Below are 22,584 nucleotides of genomic sequence, written 5' to 3'. Positions count from 1 at the left end.
ATATGGCAGTATGATCGAAGAAGATCCCCATTTTGCATTGTATTAGGAACTATTTGTTATGGCGTTACAACTCGGTGATGTTGTCCCCGACTTTACCCAAGAATCCAGCCAAGGCCCCATTTCTTTCCATGAGTGGGCCGGCGATAGCTGGGTTGTCTTATTCTCTCACCCTGCGGATTACACTCCGGTTTGTACCACCGAATTGGGCACTGTTGCCAAACTGAAGCCGGAATTTGATAAGCGCAACGTTAAGGTGATTGCCCTCAGTGTGGACGACGTGGAATCCCATCAAGGCTGGATCTGTGACATTAATGAAACCCAGAATACCAGCGTTAACTATCCCATCTTGGCCGACGGCGATAAAAAGGTGTCTGATCTCTATGGCATGATCCACCCCAATGCCCTCAATAATTTGACGGTGCGTTCTGTCTTCATCATTGATCCCGCCAAAAAACTACGGTTGACCCTCACCTATCCCGCTAGTACTGGCCGTAACTTTGCTGAAATCCTCCGGGTCATTGATTCCTTACAATTAACCGACTATCACCAAGTAGCTACCCCGGCTAACTGGCAAGATGGCGATAAGTGTGTGGTGGTGCCCTCCATTTCCACCGAGGATGCCAAGGTCAAATTTCCGAAAGGTGTGGAAGAAATCAAACCCTACCTGCGCATGACCCCCCAACCAAACAAGTAGTTTTGATCTGCACAAATCCTTTGGCCGCGATTGACAGATATTTGAAACACTTTCTGATCCGCCTCCTTGGCCATTAGCCATGGGGGCTGGCCGATTGGGTTCTGAGATCAACTTGATCAATTTGATCAATTAAATTCAACAAGCTTTTGAGCAAAGGGGGAGAATAATCATCTACCCTCTTTTTTGTGGCCTTTTGCAGAAATTTCCTCAACCTACTCCGATGATCCAAATTCTCGATCGCCAGTTGGTGGATTTAATTGCGGCAGGGGAAGTAATTGATTCTCCCTTGGCGGTGGTGCGGGAATTGGTGGAAAATGCCTTGGATGCCGGCGCTGATCGAATTTTGGTTCGTGTTTGGTGGGAGCAGTGGCGTTTGGAAGTGCTAGACAATGGCCAGGGCATGGATTTGACGGAATTGAAAACCAGTGTGTTACCCCATGCCACCAGCAAGATTAGTAGCCAAGCAGATTTACAACGGATTAAAACTTTAGGTTTTCGGGGGGAAGCCCTCCATAGTTTGGCCCAGGTGGCCCATTTGACCATTAGCAGTCGCAGTGCGGCCAGTCCGGATTGTGGTTGGCGGATTGCCTACAGCCCCCAGGGTCAACCAGAGCAGATTGAGCCGGTGGCGATCGCCATGGGGACGAGGGTAGAAGTGCGGCAACTTTTTGCTAATTTTCCCCAACGTCGGCAAGCCTTTATCAAAAGTCAGCAGTTTTGGCGGCCGATGGTGAACTACCTGCAACAATTAGCCCTCTGCCATCCCCAGGTAACTTGGCAACTGTGGCAGGACGAACGGTTACGGTTAAGCCTTAGCCCTGGCCCCAATGCTGAAGCTATCTTGTTGCAATGCCTTAAATCCCTCCAGGCTGGCCAGCTTGGCCATGGGGAGAAATCTTTGTCCCTCCCCTCTACTGTGGAGAATCCAGTAACATCAGCCCATTTAAGTTTGACTTTTGGTTATCCCGACCGCTGTCATCGCCCCCGCCCCGATTGGTTAATCACTGCCATTAATGGTCGCCCTGTGAATGTGCCGGAATTAACCCAAACAATCATATCCACCTTTCACCGCACCTTACCTCGGCAACGCTATCCCCTGTGTTTTGCCCATTGGCAACTGCCTCCCCAGTACATCGATTGGCACCGTCACCCGGCGAAAACGGAAATTTATTTGCAGGATATGCCCCACTGGCAGGGACAACTGCAAACCTTTTTGCAAAAGGAGTTAGCCCTGGTGGAAGGTAGTGCCACTCCCCGCTTGAACCAATTGCTCAAGGCCGCGGAACCTGGGGGTATTTACCAGTTGCAGGCTCCAACTTCCCTCACAGAAACCGTACTGGGACATCCCACTAATATCAAGGCGATCGCCCAAATTTGCCAGACCTACATTGTGGTGGAACATGACCGGGGTATGTGGTTGGTGGAACAGCACGTGGCCCATGAACGGGTTTTATTTGAGGAGTTGCAACGGCATTGGCGGTGTATTTCCCTGGAGCAACCGCTGATATTACAGGGATTTAGTCCGGAACAGGTGGAAAAATTGCAAAATTTAGGTTTGGAAATAGACCCCTTTGGGGAAGATATTTGGGCGGTGCGGAGTTTACCCGCCCTATTGCATGGGCACCCAGAAATTGTGGCAATTCTCCAGGAACTCAGTCGATTGTCTTCCCTCTCCACTGCCCAAGCGGCGATCGCCTGTCGTAGTGCGATTAAAAATGGTACGGAATTGGATCGCAGTGCCTGGAAAACATTGATTGAGCAATGGCAAAAATGTGAAAATCCCCACACCTGTCCCCACGGTCGCCCCATCTATTTGGCCCTGGAAGAATCATCCCTGGCCCGTTTTTTCCGCCGGAATTGGCTTGTTAACCCGAAAACTTCTTCCCTTTAAATTACTGTGAACCGATGCTGGCTTAACCCACTCTTGGTATCACGGGTAACAAATTTATCGGACAGGGCAGGGTTAACTATAAAGGCTAACTCGGTTTTCCCCCAAGGCATTTCCGTCCAAACCATCGGAAATGAAGGGTTTAAGCTGGATTTGCCCCCCTTTCTTCCAATTCTAGAAAACATTGTGTCAGTACTCCTAGAAGGTATTTTTAACGGTTTAAGCACAAGTTCAGTATTACTGATTGCCGCCCTGGGATTAGCGATCGTCTTTGGCCTCATGGGGGTAATTAATCTGGCCCATGGGGAATTGATGATGTTGGGTGCCTACAGCACCTTTGTGGTGCAAAACCTCTTCCAGGGCTTTGGCGACCCTTGGTTTGACCTCTACATTTTTGCGGCTTTACCCGTTGCTTTCCTGGTGGCGGCGATCGCCGGTCTAGTTTTGGAAAGACAGGTCATCCGCTACTTGTATGGTCGACCGTTGGAAACGTTGCTGGCCACCTGGGGAGTAAGCCTGATTTTGCAGCAGTTTGTCCGCAGTGTGAACTGGATTATGGTGCTGGTGGTGGGCATATTTTTGCTGCTCTATTTTGGCGGCACCTGGTTAATCAAACGCCAGGCCGGTGGCAAACCTTGGTTAGGGAAAGCCCAGGTAGTTCTTTTCTTTCTCTCAGTGGCGATCGCCAGCATTAGTGGCTTCGCTGTGGCCCAGGGCAATTCGCCCCTATGGAATCGGGCTTGGTTTGGGGCCAGGAACGTTAACGTCAGTGCCCCTACTTGGTTGCGGGGAGGATTTGCCATCGGCACTTTCCAAATACCCTCCACCCGGATTTTTATCATTTTCCTGACTCTGCTCTGTTTACTGGCCGTGTATCTAATTTTCTACCGCTCCAACTGGGGACTGAGAATTCGGTCTGTTACCCAAAACCGGGGCATGAGTGCTTGTTTGGGCATTCCCACTGGACAGGTGGACGCTTTGACCTTTGCCTTAGGCTCCGGGCTAGCGGGCATTGCTGGCTGTGCCATTAGTTTCCTGGGGGCGGTGGGGCCCAACATTGGCCAAAACTACATTATCAACACCTTCATGGTGGTGGTGGTGGGGGGCGTTGGTAACCTATTGGGAACCATCATTGCTTCCCTGGCGATCGGAGTATCCAGTGACCTCATCGGCAGTGGCACCCTGATTCGACTATTTCCCCCAGAGGGAGTTTTGCAACCCCTGTATGAATTTTTTACCTTCTTCGCCACCACCAGTATGGCCAGGGTGTTGGTGTTTGCTTTGATTATTCTCTTTTTACAAATTAAGCCGGCGGGCATTTTCCCCCCCAAGGGTCGTACCGCAGAGCTATAGCAGTGACCGATCCTTTCCCCTCTGGCAGGTCACTTTTGTTCCCCTGGCCCAAGGGGCTAATTGTCTAGCTAATTTGTTTGTTTATCCCTGGTCATTTTTCCTATGCAAAATCCTCCCCAAAACCCTGGTTCTCCCCTAGGCAAACTCCTAAAGAAGCTTGGTTGGAGTGACTATGCCCTATTTGGGGCGGTGCTGGTTTTTGCCTGTATTCCCTTGATTATTGCCGTTTTATCCCTGTCAGATTGGGTGGTGGGTCAATGGTTGCTGAAGAATTTTCCCTTCCTGCGGCTCAGGTTAATGGGGCGTTTCCTCTCCTTGGCCATTATTGCCCTAGGCATTGACTTGATTTGGGGTTATACAGGGTTGCTCAGTCTGGGCCATGGCATCTTCTTTGCCTTGGGGGGCTACGCCTTTGCTATGTATCTCAATCTCCAGTTGCCGGATGGTCAATTACCGGAATTTTTTGGTCTCTACGGGGTAGACAAACTGCCGCTGATTTGGCAACCTTTCCATTCCCTACCGATCACGCTGCTAGCCATGGTATTGGTGCCGGGGGCGATCGCCGCTCTGTTGGGTTATCTGATTTTTCGTAACCGGATTAAGGGCGTATATTTTTCGATTCTGACCCAGGCAGCCCTGTTGGTGTTCTACAACTTTTTCAACGGGCAACAGAAATTAATTAACGGTACCAATGGCTTAAAGACCGATACGGAAAGAATTTTTGGTTACCTGGCCAGTTCCGACGGAGCCCAACTGGTATTTTACGAATTGACCGTGGTGGCTTTGTTGTTGGTCTATATTCTTTGTCGTTGGCTTACCAGCGGACGCTTTGGGCGTATTTTGATGGCTATCCGGGACGATGAAACTAGGGTCAGGTTTACGGGCTACGACCCCACTGGCTTTAAGGTGTTGGTGTTTGGCATCTCCGGGGCGATCGCCGGTTTATCGGGGGGATTATACACAGTGCAAACGGGGATCATTACCCCCAGCATTATGGACGTGGCCTTTTCCATTGAAATGGTCATTTGGGTAGCGGTCGGGGGCCGGGCTACTTTAGTGGGGGCAGTGTTGGGAACCCTTTTGGTACGCCTCGCCCAAAGTAGTTTGAGTGAACAATTTCCCGAAGTTTGGCTCTTTTTCCAAGGGGCTTTGTTCCTAATTGTAGTGACTGTCCTCCCCAACGGCATTGTGGGTTGGTGGCAAGAACAGGGCATTGTACAACTGCGGAATTTGTTCCGGGGTAAACCCCAGTTGGCCACCTTTCCTAGCCTGGAAGAAGATCCCCTGGTGCAGGAAGAACGCCAACAATTTGAAGGGGAACCGGAAGAACCGTAGGCCAGACCTTAACGGAGGAAAATTTTTTCCTGCCGAAAATCATCACTAATCCACAATCATTGCCACTGCAATTTCCCCTATACGGAATGGGTCAAGGGATAGCAATGGGTATGTTAACCTGGTCTAGTTTTATGGCATTTTCCTATGACAGTCTCTGGGTCCGATCGCCGTTGGCCTAGGGAGGCCACTCCCTATTTATTTTTATTGCCCGCTTTGATCATGCTGGGCGCAACGGTTTTCTATCCAGCACTCCAGGCTTTTTCCCTCAGTTTTACCCAATACGAGCTGGACTTGACCAAAGCCCCAAGCTGGGTAGGATTAGCTAACTTTGAACGGCTTTGGCGGGATAAAGTTTTCTGGCTGACCTTTCGCCACACGCTCCTGTACCTAGTGGGGGTCGTGCCTCTGTTAATCATGTTGCCCCTGGGGTTAGCCATTCTGGTTAACCAAAAACTGCGGGGCATTGCTTGGTTCCGCATGGCCTATTACACCCCGGTGATTATTTCCATTGTGGTGGCAGGCATTGCTTGGAAAGCTCTCTACGCTTCCAACGGCATTCTCAACCAAATTCTTGCCCTACTGGGATTGAGTGATGGTATCCCCTGGCTCACCAGCCCCCATTTAGCCCTCTGGAGTGTGATGGTGGTGACGGTGTGGAAGGGATTGGGCTATTACATGGTTATTTATCTGGCGGGACTGCAGGCTATCCCCCAGGAACTCTATGAAGCCGGGGCGATCGACGGAGCTGACGGTTGGCGACAACATTGGGACATCACTATTCCCCTCATGCGGCCCTATTGTTTCTTAATAGGAGTTTTATCTTCCATTTCCGCCCTCAAAGTTTTTGAAGAAGTGTATATCATGACCCAGGGGGGCCCCCTCAACGCTTCCAAAACGGTGGTTTACTACGTTTACGAGCGGGCTTTTCAGGATTTGGAAATGAATTACGCTTCGGCGATCGGACTAGTATTATTTTTGGTCATTTTCATTTTTTCGGTGATTAATCTCAAACTTTCCGGCGGTAACCTGCCGTCCCGTTAAAGCTCTTAGGAGACATAATTGACCCTGACTGAAAAAAATGGACAAATCCAGGAGGACAGTATGATGGAATTCCCCGATGTCGTAGTGGAAGAAAAGGAAGTGCAAAAAGTATGAAAACACTGTATGAAACCGACTTCAACCTGTGGATAGAGCAGACCGTCAACCAACTCAAAAGCGGTGACATCAAGGGGTTAGACCTGGACAACCTCATTGAAGAAATAGAATCCATGGGACGGAATAACAAAAGGGAAGTACGAAGCCGGTTAATCGTCCTCATGGCTCACCTACTGAAATGGCAATACCAACCCGAAAAACAGAGCAATAGCTGGATCTACACCATCAAAGAGCAACGCTTACAACTCAAGCTAATTCTGCAAGACAGCCCTAGCCTGAAGCCCTTTTTGCAACAGGTTTTAGACGATTGTTACCAAGATGCCCGAAAGGATGCAGCCCAGGAAACCAAACTAACCCCCGACAACTTCCCCAAAGAATCCCCCTACACCCAAGCTCAGATCCTAGACCCCGACTTTTTCCCAAAATCAGAATAAATACAAAAAAGCCCTCTAAAACAATGACCTTGTCCTGAAAAACTGACACAAAAATTTCATCTGTTTGTCACAGCCCTGCCATACCCCTCCCCTACATTAATAAATGTCAGCCCAAGCCGTTTTCCCAATTGCTCCTCACCGGGCTGACTTTTTTTCCTAGATTTGTTTTAAGCAATAATCCAGCAAATAAGTGCCACCAAGCCATGAAAGACGTTTCCCTCCATTCTGCCAAACAGACCCCTTCTAAAATTTCCTTGGCCTACCTGGGGCTAGTCCTGGTGGGTATGGGCATTGGTGCTGGGGGGACTTTTGTTCTAACTAATCCCCAATGGGCAGAGCACTTAGCAGATCACTCCGTTATTTCCCCTTTGGTAACCAGCCAATCCAGTGCTCCCGCTAAGGAGGGCTTAGCAACCAACCTACAAAGTCGTTTAGCCCCTAGGGAACCCAGTAATTTTGTGGTGGATGTCGTGGAATCCACCGGCCCCGCTGTGGTGCGCATCAACGCCCAGAAAACGGTTAAATCCCAGGTACCCCAGGCCTTTAACGATCCCTTCTTCCAAAGATTTTTTGGCTCCCAGATGCCCCCCATGCCCAACGAACGGGTGCAAAGGGGTACGGGCTCTGGTTTCATAGTTAGCAATGATGGCAAGATTTTCACCAATGCCCATGTGGTGGATGGGGCCGATGAAGTGACAGTAACCCTTAAAGATGGTCGTTCCTTCCCTGGTCGGGTGATGGGTTCTGACCCTTCTACGGATGTGGCGGTGGTCAAAATTGATGCTGGTGATTTGCCTACTGTGGCCTTCGGGGACTCCGATCGCCTGCAGGTGGGGGAATGGGCGATCGCCATTGGTAACCCGTTGGGGTTGGATAATACTGTCACCACAGGGATTTTGAGTGCCACGGGCCGGCGCAGTGCGGACATTGGTGTGCCCGATAAACGGGTGGAATTTATCCAAACCGATGCGGCCATCAACCCTGGTAACTCCGGCGGTCCCCTCCTCAATGCGGACGGCCAAGTGATTGGCATGAACACCGCCATTATTCAAAACGCCCAGGGCATTGGTTTTGCCATCCCTATCAATAAAGCCCAGGAAATTGCTGAACAGTTAATTGCCACTGGCAAAGTGGAACACGCCTACCTCGGCATTCAAATGGTGACCATGACCCCGGAATTGCAAAGTCAAATTCGTCAAGAAACGGGTATGGACATTCCTGTGGATAAGGGCGTAGTGATTATGCAGGTTATGCCCAACTCTCCGGCGGCGATCGCCAAACTGCAACAGGGAGACGTGCTCCAATCGCTCCAGGGACAACCGGTAGAAAATTCTGAACAGGTACAATCCCTAGTGGGCAAACTAGCGGTGGGAGACGAAGTGGAACTAGGTATTCTCCGCAACGGCCAAAAAGAGAACTTGAAGGTTATCATTGGTGCTTTGCCGATTACCCTGCCTAACTAAATGACTATTGCTAGGACAAACGGGGGCTTTTCTCCTAAACTTTTAGGATATTGGATAAGGGCCCGTCGGCAAAAATTTAAGTTGCCCCTCACCCTCCCCAAGGAAGCTCCGGCCAACCTGGGGAGTTTGCAGGTATAAACCGGTTCCCACTCCCTTTTAACTTTGATTTTTTTAGATTTAACTAAAATTATGGTTTGGACCAAAGCCCTCGCCCAAAGTGAGCTTCCCCCCGGTAGTCGTCAAGTGGTTAAGGTAAACCAACAGGCCATTCTGTTGCTGAATGAAGCGGGCACTATCCACGCAGTTAGTAACCAGTGCCCCCATCTCAAATTACCGATGAAAAGCGGCAAAATTAAGGACGGAGCCATTGTTTGTCCTTTCCACCGCAGTGCCTTCGACCTTTGTTCCGGCGCTGTGAAGGAATGGAGCCCCTTTCCTCCCGTGGTGGGGAGCTTAATGGGCAAAATGTCCGCAGAAAAGCCCCTGCCGGTATTCCCTGTGCGGGTGGAAAATGGAGAAGTACAGGTCGATTTGGGTGCTTAAAGCTAAAAGCTAGTGCTTATCCCCGGTTAAATCAGTAAAACGAAAACGAGTATGACCTTAACAATTGTGGCTGAAACTGCTCCTCTAAGGGAGAATGACGGCGTAATGTGGGTTGGCAACACCCGTGTCCCATTGGATACGGTAGTTACTGTTTTTAATCAGGGGATGACAGCGGAGGAAATTGTTTCTCGCTATCCATCACTTAATCTGGCCGACGTTTATGGCGTCATCTCCTTTTACCTGAACCATCAAAAGGAAGTAGAAATCTATCTAGAAGGGCGCAGATGGCGATCGTAAGAGATTCAGGTAATGAATCAAACAAAATTTGACTCGAAGGTTTTACGGGATCGACTTCTTGCTCGTAAAACAGTGCAGTAGAGATGTTAAGGTTTCTTGCCGATGAAAACTTTGACAATACAATTCTGCGGGGTCTATTTCGCCGTAATGTAACCCTTGATATTCTCCGGATACAGGATGTTGGACTTTCGGGCCAAGCAAGATCCGCTCATTTTGGAGTGGGTAGCCCGGGAGGGTCGGATTTTATTAACCCACGATGTCGCTACAATCACCAAATACGCCTATGAGCAAATCAGAAAGGATCAGCCCATGCCGGGGGGAATTGAAGTCAATACCCTTGCCGTAATTGGTAGAGTCATTGATGATTTTCTTTTGTTGGTGGAGTGTGGTCAAGATGGAGATCTAGAAGGACAAATACATTATCTTCCTTGGTGAAAATACTCTGCCGAAAAATGATCATTCCAAAGCCCCAACGATTTACAGCAGACTTTAAGAATGTGAGCTAATTCAGTTAACTAGGATTTAAATCTGTTTTGACCCATAATTCCCAACCCCTACCCGTTGACCCCCAGGACAATGGCTTTCCCCCAGTCCGTTTCCAAACCCATTTCCAAGGCAGAATGGAAATGTTTGCCCCTGGCCAAGAAGTGGACGATTATTTGCAAGCCCACCAAGGTTGGTTCCGTCGCTGTGCCCAACCTATGCAAGCGGATTCTTTGGGGGACCATGGCTACGTATTAACTATTGGTAAATTTGGCGCTTTGGGTTTTGATGTGGAGCCCAAAATTGCTGTGATGCTGGAACCTCCTCAAGATGGCAATTATCTGATGCATACGGTGCCTTTGCCCGACGGTCCCGATCTGGGTTACGAGGTCGATTTTTTGTCCAATATGACTCTGCATCAGGTCAATGGCGCTCGCCTGACGGAGAAAAGCTTAAAACAGTTTGCCCAGGCGGAAATTCCCTGGCCGGAAACCATTACCCAGGTGGAATGGGACTTGAAAATGGATGTGGCAGTGCAGTTCCCTGGTTATATCTACAAACTGCCCATGAAGTTAATTCAATCCACTGGCGATCGCCTTTTAACGGAAATTATCCGTCAAGTGTCCCCCCGGTTAACTTATAAAGTACAGCAGGATTTTCACCAGGAAAAGGGTTTGCCCTTACCGCCCAAAAGTGGTCGTTATTTCCAGCGGGTTAAGCCAGCGGTGGAAGATCAATTTGAGCCCGAGACGGAAGTCGAATCTTAATCTGTCCTGACCAAATGGTTGGGGGGGGGGACTACGTAAATTACCTTAAAGATCAACAGACCAATTTTTTAGTGCCCATGGCCATGCCCCTTGTCCAATCAATGAAGAAACCCTTACCTGTTCTGCTTAGTTTATTGGGACTAGGGATATTGGTGGTGGGAGTTTTTGCCTACCGTTCGGCCTATGGCCCTTCCCGCCAGTCAGAATTGGATCAATACACGGTCATGGCGACGGAGTCTCCCCTGGAGGTGGAAATTAAGGCTAGTGGCACCGTTCAACCCCAACAAACCGTCAATATCAGTCCCAAGGCCCCCGGTCGTTTGGTGCGGTTGTTTGTGGAACAGGGGGACGTAGTGAAAAAAGGCGATCGCATTGCGGTGATGGAAAATCAGGAATTTTTTGCCGACGGGAAGCAATCAGAAGCTCGTTTACAGGAGGCGATCGCCAGATACGAAGAGGCCCGCATCAGAATTCCGGCGGAAATTGACCAACTGCGGGCCCAGGTGAATCAAGGTCGTACCCGCATTGCCCAGGCCCAATCCCAACTAGCCAGTGCCCAAGCTCGTTTGGAACAAGCCCAATCCCGCATTCCTAGTAACATCGACCAACTGCGGGCCCAGGTGGCATCGGCGGAATCCCGTCTCAAGCTGGCGGAAAACCGTCGCAATCGCAATCAAAGCCTCCTTCAGGAAGGGGCTATTACCCAGGACCAGTATGATGAACTTTCCAACGAATTCTTAAACGCCCAGGCCAATTTATTTGAAGCCCAAAGTCGCCTCAATAATGCCAAAACCACTGCCTCCCCCGAAGTGGGGCAGATTGAGCAAGAAATTATCCAACTCCAAGGGGCGATCGCCGAAGCAGAACAGGGAGTAGCCGCCCAAATGGCCCAATTACGGGAAAGACAGGGTACCGCTGAAACAGAATTAGCCACTCTCCAGGCCGCTGCCGCCCAAGCCGAAGCCCAATTAATGCGGAGCAAAATTGCCTACGAAGATACATTTATCCTTGCTCCCTTTGACGGCATCATCACCCAAAAATTTGCCACGGTAGGTTCCTTTGTCACTCCCACCACTTCCGCTTCCAGCACAGCTTCTGCCACATCTACCTCCATTGTGGCCCTAGCTCAGGGCTTAGAAGTGGTGGCCAGGGTGCCTGAAGTCGACATTTCCGCTCTCCGTCCGGGGCAAATGGTGGACATTGTGGCCGACGCCTTTCCCAACGAAGTTTTTACGGGCCGGGTAATCCGAGTTGCCCCCGAAGCCATTGTGGAAAATAACGTTACTTCCTTTGAGGTCACCATTGGTTTAACCACTGGCCAGGGACAACTGCGCTCCAAGATGAACGTGGACGTGGTCTTCAAGGGGGATAGGTTAACCGATGCTTTGACTGTGCCCACCGTAGCTATTGTGACTGTGGGGGGCAGAACCGGGGTCATGGTGCCCAATGCCGAGGATAAGCCCCAGTTTAAGCCCGTCACCATTGGCCTTGTGTTGGACGACAAAACCCAAATTCTCAGGGGACTTAAGCCCAGGGAACGGGTGTTTATTGATTTGCCAGAGGGGAGCGAGGACGCCCTTAAACCGCCGGAAGACTCCACCGAATCCGGCAATTAACCAAGCCAAACAGCATCAAACGCCAAGGGAGCCCCAAATAGGCTCCTTTTTTCATGGCGATCAATAACGACAAAATTTTTTTTGTCAACTTTGGTTTACAAAAATTTACAAAGCTGTTACATTTATTTACATAGGGCAAAGGAAGTCTCCTCCCGGAGCGAGCCAATGCCCCAGGAATGATTACTTTTCTTGATTGTTTGTAGGAATTTAGGAGTCACTGCCATGTTCGCCCCCATCGTTATTTTGGTTCGTCAACAGTTGGGCAAGGCTAAGTTCAATCAGGTTCGTGGCAAGGCGATCGCCCTCCACTGCCAGACCATCACCAACTTTTGTAACTGGGTGGGCATCGATGCCAAACAGCGCCAAAGTTTGATCCGTTTGGCTAAATCCAATGGAAAAACCCTCGGTTTATTGGCCTAAGCTTTTATTTCTGGCCGTTCTTGCCAAGCTGAGTCGATTTAGACTTTGTTAGATTAATATCCGCCGACTCAGTACTCAGTATTCCCTGAAAACTTATCCGGAAATTTCCCCCCTAACTCTACGTCCATGGGGGGATTACTTTGTCTGGATATGCAACACTTCTGCCTTGCCGATAAAACAGTCATAATGCTCCCAGACCGAAAGCAGGGATAATACCCTTGGTGGCAACATCAGCAATTGACCGGAGGCGTTATGAAGAGTTTATGGGATGACCGGGAAGCAAACCAATATCAGGGGGATTTATCCCAGCGGATTTATACGTCACGTTTGCTGGGCCGGGAGCCTTCCCTGGTGCTCCATGGCGGCGGCAATACCTCGGTGAAATGTCAAGTCACTAATTTGGTGGGTGAAAAGGAAGACATTCTCTATGTCAAGGGTAGTGGTTGGGATTTGGCCACCATTGAAGAAGCGGGGTTTGCGCCAGTGAGAATGCCCCATTTGCTGAAACTGTCTAAGTTGACGGCATTATCCGATCGCCAGATGGTCAATGAATTAAAAACCCAGATGACCCTGGCCAGCGCCCCCAGCCCTTCGGTGGAAACCATTCTCCACGCCATTTTGCCGTTCAAATATGTGGACCATACCCACGCCGATGCGGTGGTGACTATCACCAATACGGCCAACGGAGCAGACAGAATTTGGGAAATCTATGGCGATCGCCTGGTAGTTATTCCCTATGTAATGCCGGGATTCGACTTGGCCCGGGTGTGTGCGGAAAAATTCGCCGCCGAAGCCCATGGGGGAACAGTGGGCATGGTGTTAATGAACCATGGCATTTTTTCCTTTGGTGCCACCGCTCGGGAAGCCTATGAAGGCATGATTGTTTTAGCAAATGAAGCAGAAGAATATCTAAAAAACCAAGAGGTATGGAAGATTAGTTATGGCCAGCCGCAAAGGTCAACTACAGAAAATAGATTGGCATTGGTCCAATTACGCTGTGATGCCAGCAAAGTAGCTGGTTTTCCCTTAGTAATGCGGCAATATCAAGACGAAGCTAGTTTAAGCTTTGTACAAAGACCCGATTTAGCCACCATTAGCCAGCAAGGCCCCGCCACTCCAGACCACGTGATCCGCACCAAACGTTTACCCCAACTGGGTCGAGATGTGGCAGATTATGCCAAAAAGTATCAGGAATATTTCCAACGTAACGACGGTAAAAGTGGTAAAGCCAAAACCATGCTCGACCCGGCCCCCCGCATCATCCTCGATCCAAAATTGGGCATGCTTACCTTGGGAACTGCTGCTAAAAGTGCAGCGATCGCCGGGGATATTTATCAGCACACCATGGCAATTATCCGGCGAGCCACTGGGTTAGGAGGCTACCAAGCCCTACTAGAGTCAGACATTTTTGCGGTGGAATACTGGGATTTGGAACAGGCCAAATTAAAACAGGCTGGCAATTCCCCCATGTTTGCGGGGGAGGTGGCCCTCGTGACAGGAGGAGCTTCCGGCATTGGTAAAGCTTCCGTGGCCCAATTACTGAAACAAGGGGCGGCGGTGATTGCGTTGGACATTCAACCTAGTATCAAAGATCTTTATCATCGTCCTGACTTTATTGGCATTGAATGCGACCTCACAGATACCAATGCTTTTAAACAAGCTCTTGAACAGGGCATTGCTCAATTTGGTGGTCTGGATATGCTGGTGCTTAATGCTGGCATTTTTCCCGTGGCCCGGGCGATCGCCGAATTATCCACGTTGGAATGGCAAAAGGTTTTAAACATTAATTTAGATGCCAATTTAACCCTTCTGCGGGAATGTTATCCCCTGTTAAAGTTAGCTCCCAGGGGCGGCCGGGTGGTGGTAATTGGTTCTAAAAATGTGGCCGCACCAGGTCCAGGTTTGGCGGCTTATTCAGCGTCAAAAGCAGCATTAAATCAGTTAATGCGGGTGGCAAGCTTGGAATGGGCCAAGGATAACATTCGTTTAAATACTATCCATCCTAACGGGGTGTTTGATACGGGTTTTTGGACGGAGGAAGTGCTGGAAGCCAGGGCGCAACATTACGGTTTAACGGTGGAAGAGTATAAAGCTAATAATTTACTAAAAGTAGAGGTTACCAGTCAGGATGTGGCGGAATTAGTAACAGCCATGGCTAGTCCTTTATTTGGTAAAATTACCGGTGCTCAATTACCTTTAGATGGCGGTAATGATCGAGTTATTTAGGGAGAATTTTTATGAATAGGAGATTGGTAGAATCTTTGGCAGAGGCAGTTATTGCATTGCCGGTGGAGGACTATAGTTTATTTCAAAATACCCTCATGGCAAAGATGATCAAAAAAACACCAGAGGTATGCGGTGGCCAAGCTTGTATTCGGGATACTCGAATTGCAGTCTGGACAATTATTTCTCTTATCAATCAAGGAGGTACGGATTTGGAGCTACTGGCCGATTTTCCTGGATTAACTGCCTTTGATTTGTTGACTATTAAAGAATATTACCAATCTCATCGACAAGAAATTGATAATCTTATTGATTACCAAGATCAAGAAAATTATCATGATTAAATTCTATAGCAACGAAAACTTATCCCTGGGCTTAGTTAATCAACTACGTCAATTAGGTTACAATGTTTTGACTTCCTATGATGCAGGGAGAGCCAACCAAAGAATTACTGATTTATTTGTTTTGAGAGATGCAACAACTGATGGACGTTGTGTAATTACATTTAATCGAAATGATTTTATCGAATTACATTTGAATGGAATAAGACACAAAGGCATAATAATTTGTAAAGAGGATCAAGATCAGATTGGACAAGCATCAATAATTCATGATTTTTTAATTAATCAAAAAACTCTAAATAATCGTTTAATCAGAATATTAAAACAAAATCAACTGGGATTGAAGCAACCACAATTTACGGTTAGAGAATATTATCATAATTAAAAATACATCTGATGTCTCAATTTAAAACCATTGCAACTGTTGCGATTATTTTTTACCGCTCCCATTATTTATCCGGTAACACAACTCCTATTGATGCTCTTTGTCAGACCTTAGTAAAGCATAATTTAAATTCCCTTGCCATTTATGTTTCTTCCCTAAGAGAACCTGACGTACAATCAGAAGTTTTAGATATTTTAGAAAATTTAAACCAGCCTTTGGGAGCTATTTTAAATACCACTAGTTTTTCCCTCGCCAAGTTACAAAGACAGATCGGTAATCTCGAAACCATCCCCCTCTGGCAAAAGCTAAATGTCCCGGTGCTACAGGTAATTCTTAGCGGTGGCGATCGCCAACAATGGCAGGAAGGAGTGCGGGGGCTGAACCCAAGAGACTTAGCCATGAATGTGGCTTTACCGGAGGTGGACGGCAGAATTATTACTAGGGCAATTTCTTTTAAAGCGATGGCAGACCGTCATCCCCAACTGGAAACGGAGGTGGTGATCTATGAGCCTGTGCCGGATCGGGTTGAATGGGTAGCAGAACTAACTAAAAATATCATTAACTGCGCTCACACTGAAATTTCCCAACGGAAAATTGCCCTAATTTTAGCAAATTATCCTAACAAAGATGGTCGCTTAGCCAATGGCGTGGGACTGGATACCCCCGCTAGTTGTTTACAAGTTTTAGAAGCTTTAAAAAATGCTGGTTATACTCTTGACTCAATTCCTCAAGATACCCAAAGTTTAATTACACAATTAACCCAAGGGGTAACTAATGACCAGGAATTAGCCCCATATCGAGCCATTAATCAAACCATTGCCACAGAAAAAGTATGGCAATTTTTTTACAGTTTACCTCAGCCTGTACAACAGGCAATGACAGAGCGGTGGCAAGTTAGGGAAAGTTGGGATAATTTACCGGATCAATTTGCCATTAGTGGTATCCAATTGGGCAACATTTTTGTCGGTATTCAACCGGCCCGGGGCTATGATTTTGACCCTAGTTTGAATTATCATGCTCCCGATTTAGAACCCACTCTCCATTACCTCGCTTTTTATCTTTGGCTACGTCAGGAGTTTTCTGTCCAAGCATTAATTCATTTAGGTAAACACGGTAATTTGGAATGGTTACCGGGCAAAAGTGTCGTTTTGTCTGACCATTGCTACTCAGAAATTGCCCTGGGGCCCTTACCTAATTTTTATCCTTTTATTGTCAATGACCCAGGGGAAGGAACCCAAGCTAAACGTCGTAGCCAGGCTTGTATTATTGACCATTTAACTCCTCCTTTAACCAGGGCGGAGTTGTATGGTGATTTGGAAAAGCTAGAGGCTTTAATTGATGAATATTATGAAGCCCAAGCCCTAGATCCAACTCGTCTGAAAACCATTGGCGATCGCCTCCGTAAATTATTGGAAACCAGCGATTTGCAAACGGATTTAGGTTTAACCGCTCCGGCCCTGAAGGATTTGCAACCTCTGTTGACTTCGGCGGATAGTTACCTGTGTGAACTAAAGGAAGCCCAAATTCGGGATGGCCTACATATTCTTGGCCAAACTCCCCACGGGGAACAGTTACGGGATTTAGCGATTAGCATTGCCCGATCGCCATCCTATCAAAGACTCGGTTTGACCCAGGCGATCGCCTTTGATTTGGGACTAGATTTTGATCCGGTTTTGGATGATCCCAAGCAACCATGGCGGTTCTCAGCAACCATGCAGGTGAAGTTGCAACAATGGGGATTGACTAAATTTATTGAATTATTTAATTCCTGTCGCATAGGGGGACAGGTTATTGAAATTTTAGAAGAAATTGCCAAGGAGCTAGTGGGAAGTCGACTAAAAGTAGTATGCGCTGATCAAAAAGTCCATCTATTTTTCCATAAACCCGACAGTAAAACCAAATCTAGTCTTGATTATATCGAGCAAATTCTTTTACCACTACTGCAAGAAACCCCCCAGGAAATCACCAATTTACTCCGGGGTTTAAATGGTGAATATATTGCCAGTGGACCAGCGGGAGCACCTAGCCGGGGTCGCCCTGATGTATTACCGACGGGACGGAATTTTTATTCAGTGGATATTAGGGCCATTCCCACAGAAACGGCCTGGGATATTGGCCGTCGAGCCGCTGAAACCCTCATTGAAAAGTACACCCAAGACCACGGAGAATATCCCCAAACCTTAGCCATTTCTATTTGGGGTACTTCCACCATGCGTACTGGAGGGGATGACATTGCCCAGGTTCTTGCCCTGTTGGGAGTACAACCAGTGTGGGACGCCCCTTCTCATCGCATTATTGATTTTGAAATTTTGCCCCTTGCTATATTAAAACGCCCCCGGGTGGATGTGACTGTGAGAATTTCCGGATTTTTTCGGGATAGTTTCCCCAACTTAGTAGAATTTCTCCACCAGACGATCGCCGCTGTGGCTCAATTGGATGAACCGGAAGCGATGAATCCTTTAGCCGCAAAAGTTAAGCAAGAAACAAAACAATGGCAACAATTAGGTTTACCGATGGAGGAAGCCGTCACTAAAGCAACCTATCGTATTTTTGGCTCTAAACCAGGGGCCTATGGAGCTGGTTTACAAGGATTAATTGAATCCCAAAATTGGCAAGGTGATAGTGACTTAGCCAGGGCTTACCTAAATTGGAGTTGCTATGCCTACGATCGCCGGGGCATCGGCCACAATCAACCGGAAGTATTTGAACAGCGCCTAAAAAATCTACAAATTGTTTTACATAACCAAGACAATCGAGAACACGATTTACTTGACTCCGATGACTATTATCAATTCCAAGGGGGATTAACGGCGGCGGTGCGGTCATTAACTGGGCAAAATCCCACCGTTTATTTTGGTGATAATGCTAATCCTGCCCAGCCGAAAGTGAAGTCATTAACCCAAGAAATTGCCAAGGTTTACCGTTCCCGGGTGATCAATCCCAAATGGATCACGGGAGTAATGCGCCATGGCTATAAGGGCGTGTTTGAAATGGCCGCTACTTTAGACTATCTCTTTGCCTACGATGCCACTACCCATTGTGTGGAGGATTTTATGTACGATGGGGTGGCCAAGGCGTACCTACTCGATGACAAAGTGCAGAAATTCATGAAACAACACAATCCTTGGGCATTAAGAGATATGGCGGAAAGGTTGTTGGAAGCCCATCAACGGCAACTTTGGCGCAATGTGGACAACGAATTACTAGATCAGCTACGAGCGATCGCCCATGGTGCGGAAGAAATTTTGGAAAATAGTCAAATTCACCCTAGGCAATAAAGGCCGAAACAGATATAGATTAGGTAGATTATTCAGTTTTGCAAATAATCATCATTGTTTAATATTTGATTAGCCTAGCCTGTTCAAGCAGTTTAACCAAAGGTACGTCCATGGCAATCACCGCATTTACCCTGGGGGACTTTTTTTCAGCCAATGGCTATATGCCCCATGGCCATTGCTACCTTTGGCAAACTCCCCTGGTTTGGCTCCATGTCACCGCCGATTTCTTCACGGCGATCGCCTACTATTCCATCCCCGTCATCCTGCTGTACTTCTTGCGTAAGCGACAGGATATGCCCTTTCCTAACATTATTTTTCTATTTGGGGCCTTTATCCTATGTTGTGGCACCAGTCATTTTTTTGACATTATTACCCTCTGGTATCCCATCTATTGGGTATCCGGTGTAGTCAAAGCTTCCATGGCGATCGTTTCCATCATCACCGTCTCCGAATTAATTAAAATTATACCCAATGCCCTGGACTTAAAATCTCCCACAGAATTGGCCACTCTTAATCTTGTCCTTAACCAAGAAATTAAAGAGAGACAAACAGCGGAAATAGCTCTACAGGAATTAAATAATAATCTTGAAAAAAGGGTAGAAGACCGGACCACTCAATTAGCCAAAATAAATCAACAATTAGAGCAAGAAATTCAGGATAAAACCAAGGCTAAGGAAGCTCTAGAAAAAAATAAAGATCAACTAGCGCAATTAGCTGCGATTGTGGAATCTTCCCAGGATGCCATTATTAGTAAAACCCTAGATGGCATCATTACCAGTTGGAACGAATCTGCTGAAAGACTATTTGGATATATGGCTAAAGAAATAATTGGCGCTCATATCAGCAAGCTTATTCCTGATGGATTAATACTAGAAGAAGAGCTTATTTCTGAATGTATTCGCCAAGGCCAAAGAATTAACACTTACGAAACTCAAAGACAGCGTAAGAATGGCAGTAAAATTAATGTTGCCCTGACCATTTCTCCCATTCGAGATGAACATGGAAATATAGTAGGAGCTTCCAAAATTGCGCGAGATATTACCGCCAGATTGGAGGTGGAAAATGCTCTACGGGAAAGTCAATATTTTATTGAAAAATTAGCCAATTATTCTCCCCAAATTCTGTACATTTTAGATCCCATTGCCTGGAAAAATATTTATGTTAATTATCAGTCTTTAGAAATCTTAGGTTACACCCCGGAGGAATTTAAAAATGGTGGCACCGACTTATTGTTAAATATTCTCCATCCCGAGGATCTACCAACCCTCTATAACAACAAGGACTTTTGGGAAAAGGCCGGAGATGGACAAGTTTTAACCACTGAATATCGTATGCGGCACAAAAACGGATCTTGGCGGTGGTTACGTTCCAGAGAAGTGGTGTTTGCCCGCGATGACTACGGCCAAGTTACTAAGGTTTTGGGTACTGCCCAGGATATCAGTGACAGTAAAAAGCAAGAGCAAAAACTTTATGAACAGGGACGTCGGGAGTTACTACTAAGGCAGATTACCCAACGCATTCGTCAATCTTTAGACCTACCAACTATTTTTGACACAGTGGTACAGGAAATTCGTCAATTTTTAGGGGCGGATCGAGTGGTAATTTTTCAGTTTGCATCAGCTACAAATTTTGCAATTGGCGACATTGTGGCGGAATCAGTATCGCCACCATTTCAATCTCTCCTCAATCAAACTGTTGAAGAAACTTGCTTCAGTAGTAACTATGCCCACAAATATCAACAGGGTAGAATCCAAGCCATTGAAGATATTTATCAATCTGAATTACGGCAATGCCACATTGATTTTTTAGCCAGTTTACAAGTGAGAGCTAACCTAGTTTTACCATTAATCAATGACGCAGTTCTGTGGGGTTTGCTCTGCATCCATCAATGTGATCAGACTCGACTTTGGGAACCAACGGAAATCGATTTGCTTAAGCAGATAACTAATCAGTTTGAAATCGCAATTCAGCAGGCGATTTTATATGAGCAAGCTCAACAAGAATTAGCTTCAAAAAATTATCTTTTTATTCAATTAACCAATGAATTACAACAGAAAAAAGTTTTACTGAAGGAAATTCATCATCGGGTTAAGAATAATTTGCAAATTATGTCTAGTTTGCTTTATTTACAGTTCAGCAAAGCATCCCCAATGGTGCAAAAATTAAGTGAAGAATATCAAAATCGTATTCAATCCATGGCCCTTATCCATGAGCAGCTATACCGTAGTGAAGACTTGGCCAATATTGATTTCAATGAATATCTCAAAAATTTGACCCACAACATTTGCCAAAGCTATGGGTTTCACCGGAGAAATATTAGTATAAAGCTTTTGGTTGAACAAGTAAAAGTTCCCTTGGAACAGTCCATTCCTTTGGGGTTGATTATTCAAGAATTAGTTTCTAATGCTTTAAAACACGCTTTTCCTACTGCAGTTGGAGAAATTACAATTCAGTTTACCTCAGTGGAAAATCATTATAGCCTCCAAGTACAAGACAACGGAGTAGGGGTATCCAAGGAGATTGACTTGGAAAATACTGATAGCTTGGGTATGCAACTTATTTACAGTCTTACCGAGCAACTTCAGGGAGAATTGCATTATCAATATGTCGACGGTGCTAAATTCGCCCTGCAATTTTCAATTTAGTTAGCTTACTTAATCACTAAAAAAGCTATCAGGAATCAAAATTATTTGGTTGATATTATGAGAAGCAAGGTGTTAATTGTGGAGGATGAACGACTGGTGGCCCAGCACATTGCCCAGTTGTTAAAGAGCGATGGTTATGAAGTTTGTGCGATCGCCAGTGATGGAGCAACGGCGCTGAAAAAAATTGCTGAATTTTATCCAGATCTAATTTTGCTAGATATTCGCATTAAGGGAGAAATTGACGGGGTAGAGGTGGCTGAGCGCATTAAATCACTCTATTCCATTCCCATTGTCTATCTCACAGCTTTTTCCGATGGAGAAACCCTGGATCGGGCTCAGAAAACGAATCCCCAGGGCTACGTGATCAAGCCTTTTAGAAGACAACAACTGATCTCCACACTGGCGATCGCCATGGCCAACCATCAACAGCAAGAAAAGCCAGAGGAAGACAATCTGTCCGGATCAACGGGGCATTATCGCCTGCAACCGACCTTGGACTATATCCAAAACCATCTCGACCAAGGAATTACCGTTGAATTTCTGGCCGGGGCGATCGGCATGAGCACAGCTTACTTTTGTCGTTTTTTCCAAAAGGAAATGGGGTGTTCGCCCTACCAATTCATTATTCAACAACGGGTTGAGCGAGCCAAAATAATATTACTAGAAAGGGAATTGCCCATTAGCGAAGTTGCTTTGAGATGTGGTTTTAGCTCCCATAGTCAGCTTAACTACCATTTTCGTAATCTTTTGGGCATTACCCCGAAGGAATATCGCAGTCGTTAGTAGTTTTAAACGGAATCCATGTCAAAAATCAACTAGTTTGTCAAAAATCGACCAAGACAGGGCTAGGAGTTTCTCCTAGGATAGATTTGTGCTGGTGATCAGTCAGCGACAGATGCCATCGGCTCGGATACCGACTTTGCCAAGGATTGGACCTAATCCTGCCCGCTTATTTTTTAGGCAAGCTCTTGCAGGTTTGAATCCTAACTTACATTTTGAGGTCTCGGTTTTGGATAGCGAAAGTTTCCCTTGAACACCGGTTCTTGGCGAGATCTATGCTTTTAGCACCTTGACTAGCAACGAACACCAGTCGTTTTCCTTGAATCCTTCTGTGGTCAGTCCTAATGGTCACCATTTGGTGCAATGCTTGGGGAATCGAGAATTTCCTCCTATGTCAACCAAAAGTAACAGTTGAAATGGGGGGACTTCTCGGCCTTGATTCTTCCACTGGCAACAGTATCGACTGAACACTGTCCTTGTTTAC

At 46.8% G+C, this 22,584-nt stretch carries 19 protein-coding genes; all 19 read left to right on the top strand.

Annotation, left to right across the window (positions count from 1 at the left end; genetic code table 11):
• Window positions 1-58 precede the first annotated feature (58 nt).
• The 19 genes from IQE94_RS04485 to IQE94_RS04395 all read left to right on the top strand — a co-directional run bounded on the left by IQE94_RS04485 (window position 59) and on the right by IQE94_RS04395 (window position 22,103).
• The gene (locus IQE94_RS04485; protein ID WP_190596284.1) at window positions 59-694 is read left to right on the top strand and encodes a peroxiredoxin; all 636 of its coding nucleotides are present in this window, start codon (window positions 59-61) and stop codon (window positions 692-694) included.
• 220 nt (window positions 695-914) lie between these two features.
• A complete protein-coding gene (gene mutL, locus IQE94_RS04480) occupies window positions 915-2,585 on the top strand; it encodes a DNA mismatch repair endonuclease MutL (protein WP_223342789.1) in 1,671 nt (556 codons plus the stop codon).
• Between the two features lie 183 nt (window positions 2,586-2,768).
• Window positions 2,769-3,935 (top strand): urea ABC transporter permease subunit UrtB, encoded by a 1,167-nt coding sequence (gene urtB / locus IQE94_RS04475; protein ID WP_212716423.1) that lies wholly within the window; start codon window positions 2,769-2,771, stop codon window positions 3,933-3,935.
• Window positions 3,936-4,037: 102 nt separating this feature from the next.
• Window positions 4,038-5,270 carry an urea ABC transporter permease subunit UrtC gene (gene urtC, locus IQE94_RS04470; RefSeq protein ID WP_212716421.1) on the top strand — a complete coding sequence of 411 codons (1,233 nt, stop codon included), beginning with the start codon at window positions 4,038-4,040 and terminating at the stop codon, window positions 5,268-5,270.
• Between the two features lie 144 nt (window positions 5,271-5,414).
• Window positions 5,415-6,311 carry a carbohydrate ABC transporter permease gene (locus IQE94_RS04465; RefSeq protein ID WP_223342788.1) on the top strand — a complete coding sequence of 299 codons (897 nt, stop codon included), beginning with the start codon at window positions 5,415-5,417 and terminating at the stop codon, window positions 6,309-6,311.
• 110 nt (window positions 6,312-6,421) lie between these two features.
• Complete coding sequence (locus IQE94_RS04460) at window positions 6,422-6,859, top strand: DUF29 domain-containing protein (RefSeq protein WP_194019485.1); 438 nt, start codon at window positions 6,422-6,424, stop codon at window positions 6,857-6,859.
• A 203-nt stretch (window positions 6,860-7,062) separates the two neighbouring features.
• On the top strand, window positions 7,063-8,322 hold the full coding sequence (locus tag IQE94_RS04455; RefSeq protein ID WP_212716417.1) for an HhoA/HhoB/HtrA family serine endopeptidase: 1,260 nt from the start codon (window positions 7,063-7,065) through the stop codon (window positions 8,320-8,322).
• A gap of 189 nt (window positions 8,323-8,511) precedes the next feature.
• A complete protein-coding gene (locus IQE94_RS04450; protein ID WP_194019487.1) occupies window positions 8,512-8,865 on the top strand; it encodes a Rieske (2Fe-2S) protein in 354 nt (117 codons plus the stop codon).
• Window positions 8,866-8,916: 51 nt separating this feature from the next.
• A complete protein-coding gene (locus IQE94_RS04445; protein WP_249213875.1) occupies window positions 8,917-9,162 on the top strand; it encodes a DUF433 domain-containing protein in 246 nt (81 codons plus the stop codon).
• A 177-nt stretch (window positions 9,163-9,339) separates the two neighbouring features.
• A complete protein-coding gene (locus IQE94_RS04440) occupies window positions 9,340-9,597 on the top strand; it encodes a hypothetical protein (RefSeq protein ID WP_249213874.1) in 258 nt (85 codons plus the stop codon).
• Between the two features lie 98 nt (window positions 9,598-9,695).
• The gene (locus IQE94_RS04435) at window positions 9,696-10,412 is read left to right on the top strand and encodes a DUF1997 domain-containing protein (protein ID WP_223342787.1); all 717 of its coding nucleotides are present in this window, start codon (window positions 9,696-9,698) and stop codon (window positions 10,410-10,412) included.
• A 77-nt stretch (window positions 10,413-10,489) separates the two neighbouring features.
• Complete coding sequence (locus IQE94_RS04430) at window positions 10,490-12,028, top strand: efflux RND transporter periplasmic adaptor subunit (protein WP_223342786.1); 1,539 nt, start codon at window positions 10,490-10,492, stop codon at window positions 12,026-12,028.
• Between the two features lie 222 nt (window positions 12,029-12,250).
• Window positions 12,251-12,448, top strand: coding sequence for an electron transporter (locus tag IQE94_RS04425; RefSeq protein WP_212716414.1), 198 nt, complete (start codon window positions 12,251-12,253; stop codon window positions 12,446-12,448).
• 252 nt (window positions 12,449-12,700) lie between these two features.
• Window positions 12,701-14,674 carry a bifunctional aldolase/short-chain dehydrogenase gene (locus IQE94_RS04420; protein ID WP_223342785.1) on the top strand — a complete coding sequence of 658 codons (1,974 nt, stop codon included), beginning with the start codon at window positions 12,701-12,703 and terminating at the stop codon, window positions 14,672-14,674.
• 11 nt (window positions 14,675-14,685) lie between these two features.
• Complete coding sequence (locus IQE94_RS04415; RefSeq protein WP_212716410.1) at window positions 14,686-15,015, top strand: DUF433 domain-containing protein; 330 nt, start codon at window positions 14,686-14,688, stop codon at window positions 15,013-15,015.
• The gene (locus IQE94_RS04410; RefSeq protein WP_223342784.1) at window positions 15,008-15,397 is read left to right on the top strand and encodes a DUF5615 family PIN-like protein; all 390 of its coding nucleotides are present in this window, start codon (window positions 15,008-15,010) and stop codon (window positions 15,395-15,397) included. The genes IQE94_RS04415 and IQE94_RS04410 overlap by 8 nt, the downstream gene beginning before the upstream one ends.
• An 11-nt stretch (window positions 15,398-15,408) precedes the next feature.
• The gene (gene cobN / locus IQE94_RS04405) at window positions 15,409-18,675 is read left to right on the top strand and encodes a cobaltochelatase subunit CobN (protein WP_212716406.1); all 3,267 of its coding nucleotides are present in this window, start codon (window positions 15,409-15,411) and stop codon (window positions 18,673-18,675) included.
• Between the two features lie 110 nt (window positions 18,676-18,785).
• Window positions 18,786-21,320: a PAS domain S-box protein gene (locus IQE94_RS04400; RefSeq protein ID WP_223342783.1), complete on the top strand. Its 2,535-nt coding sequence runs from the start codon at window positions 18,786-18,788 to the stop codon at window positions 21,318-21,320.
• 57 nt (window positions 21,321-21,377) lie between these two features.
• Complete coding sequence (locus IQE94_RS04395) at window positions 21,378-22,103, top strand: response regulator transcription factor (RefSeq protein WP_212716402.1); 726 nt, start codon at window positions 21,378-21,380, stop codon at window positions 22,101-22,103.
• Window positions 22,104-22,584: the final 481 nt, after the last annotated feature.

Origin of the sequence: Synechocystis sp. PCC 7339 (assembly GCF_019924095.1) — a bacterium.
Lineage (GTDB): Bacteria > Cyanobacteriota > Cyanobacteriia > Cyanobacteriales > Microcystaceae > Synechocystis.
Note: the sequence above shows the minus strand (reverse complement) of the source record. Positions and strands in the feature narration are given on the sequence as shown.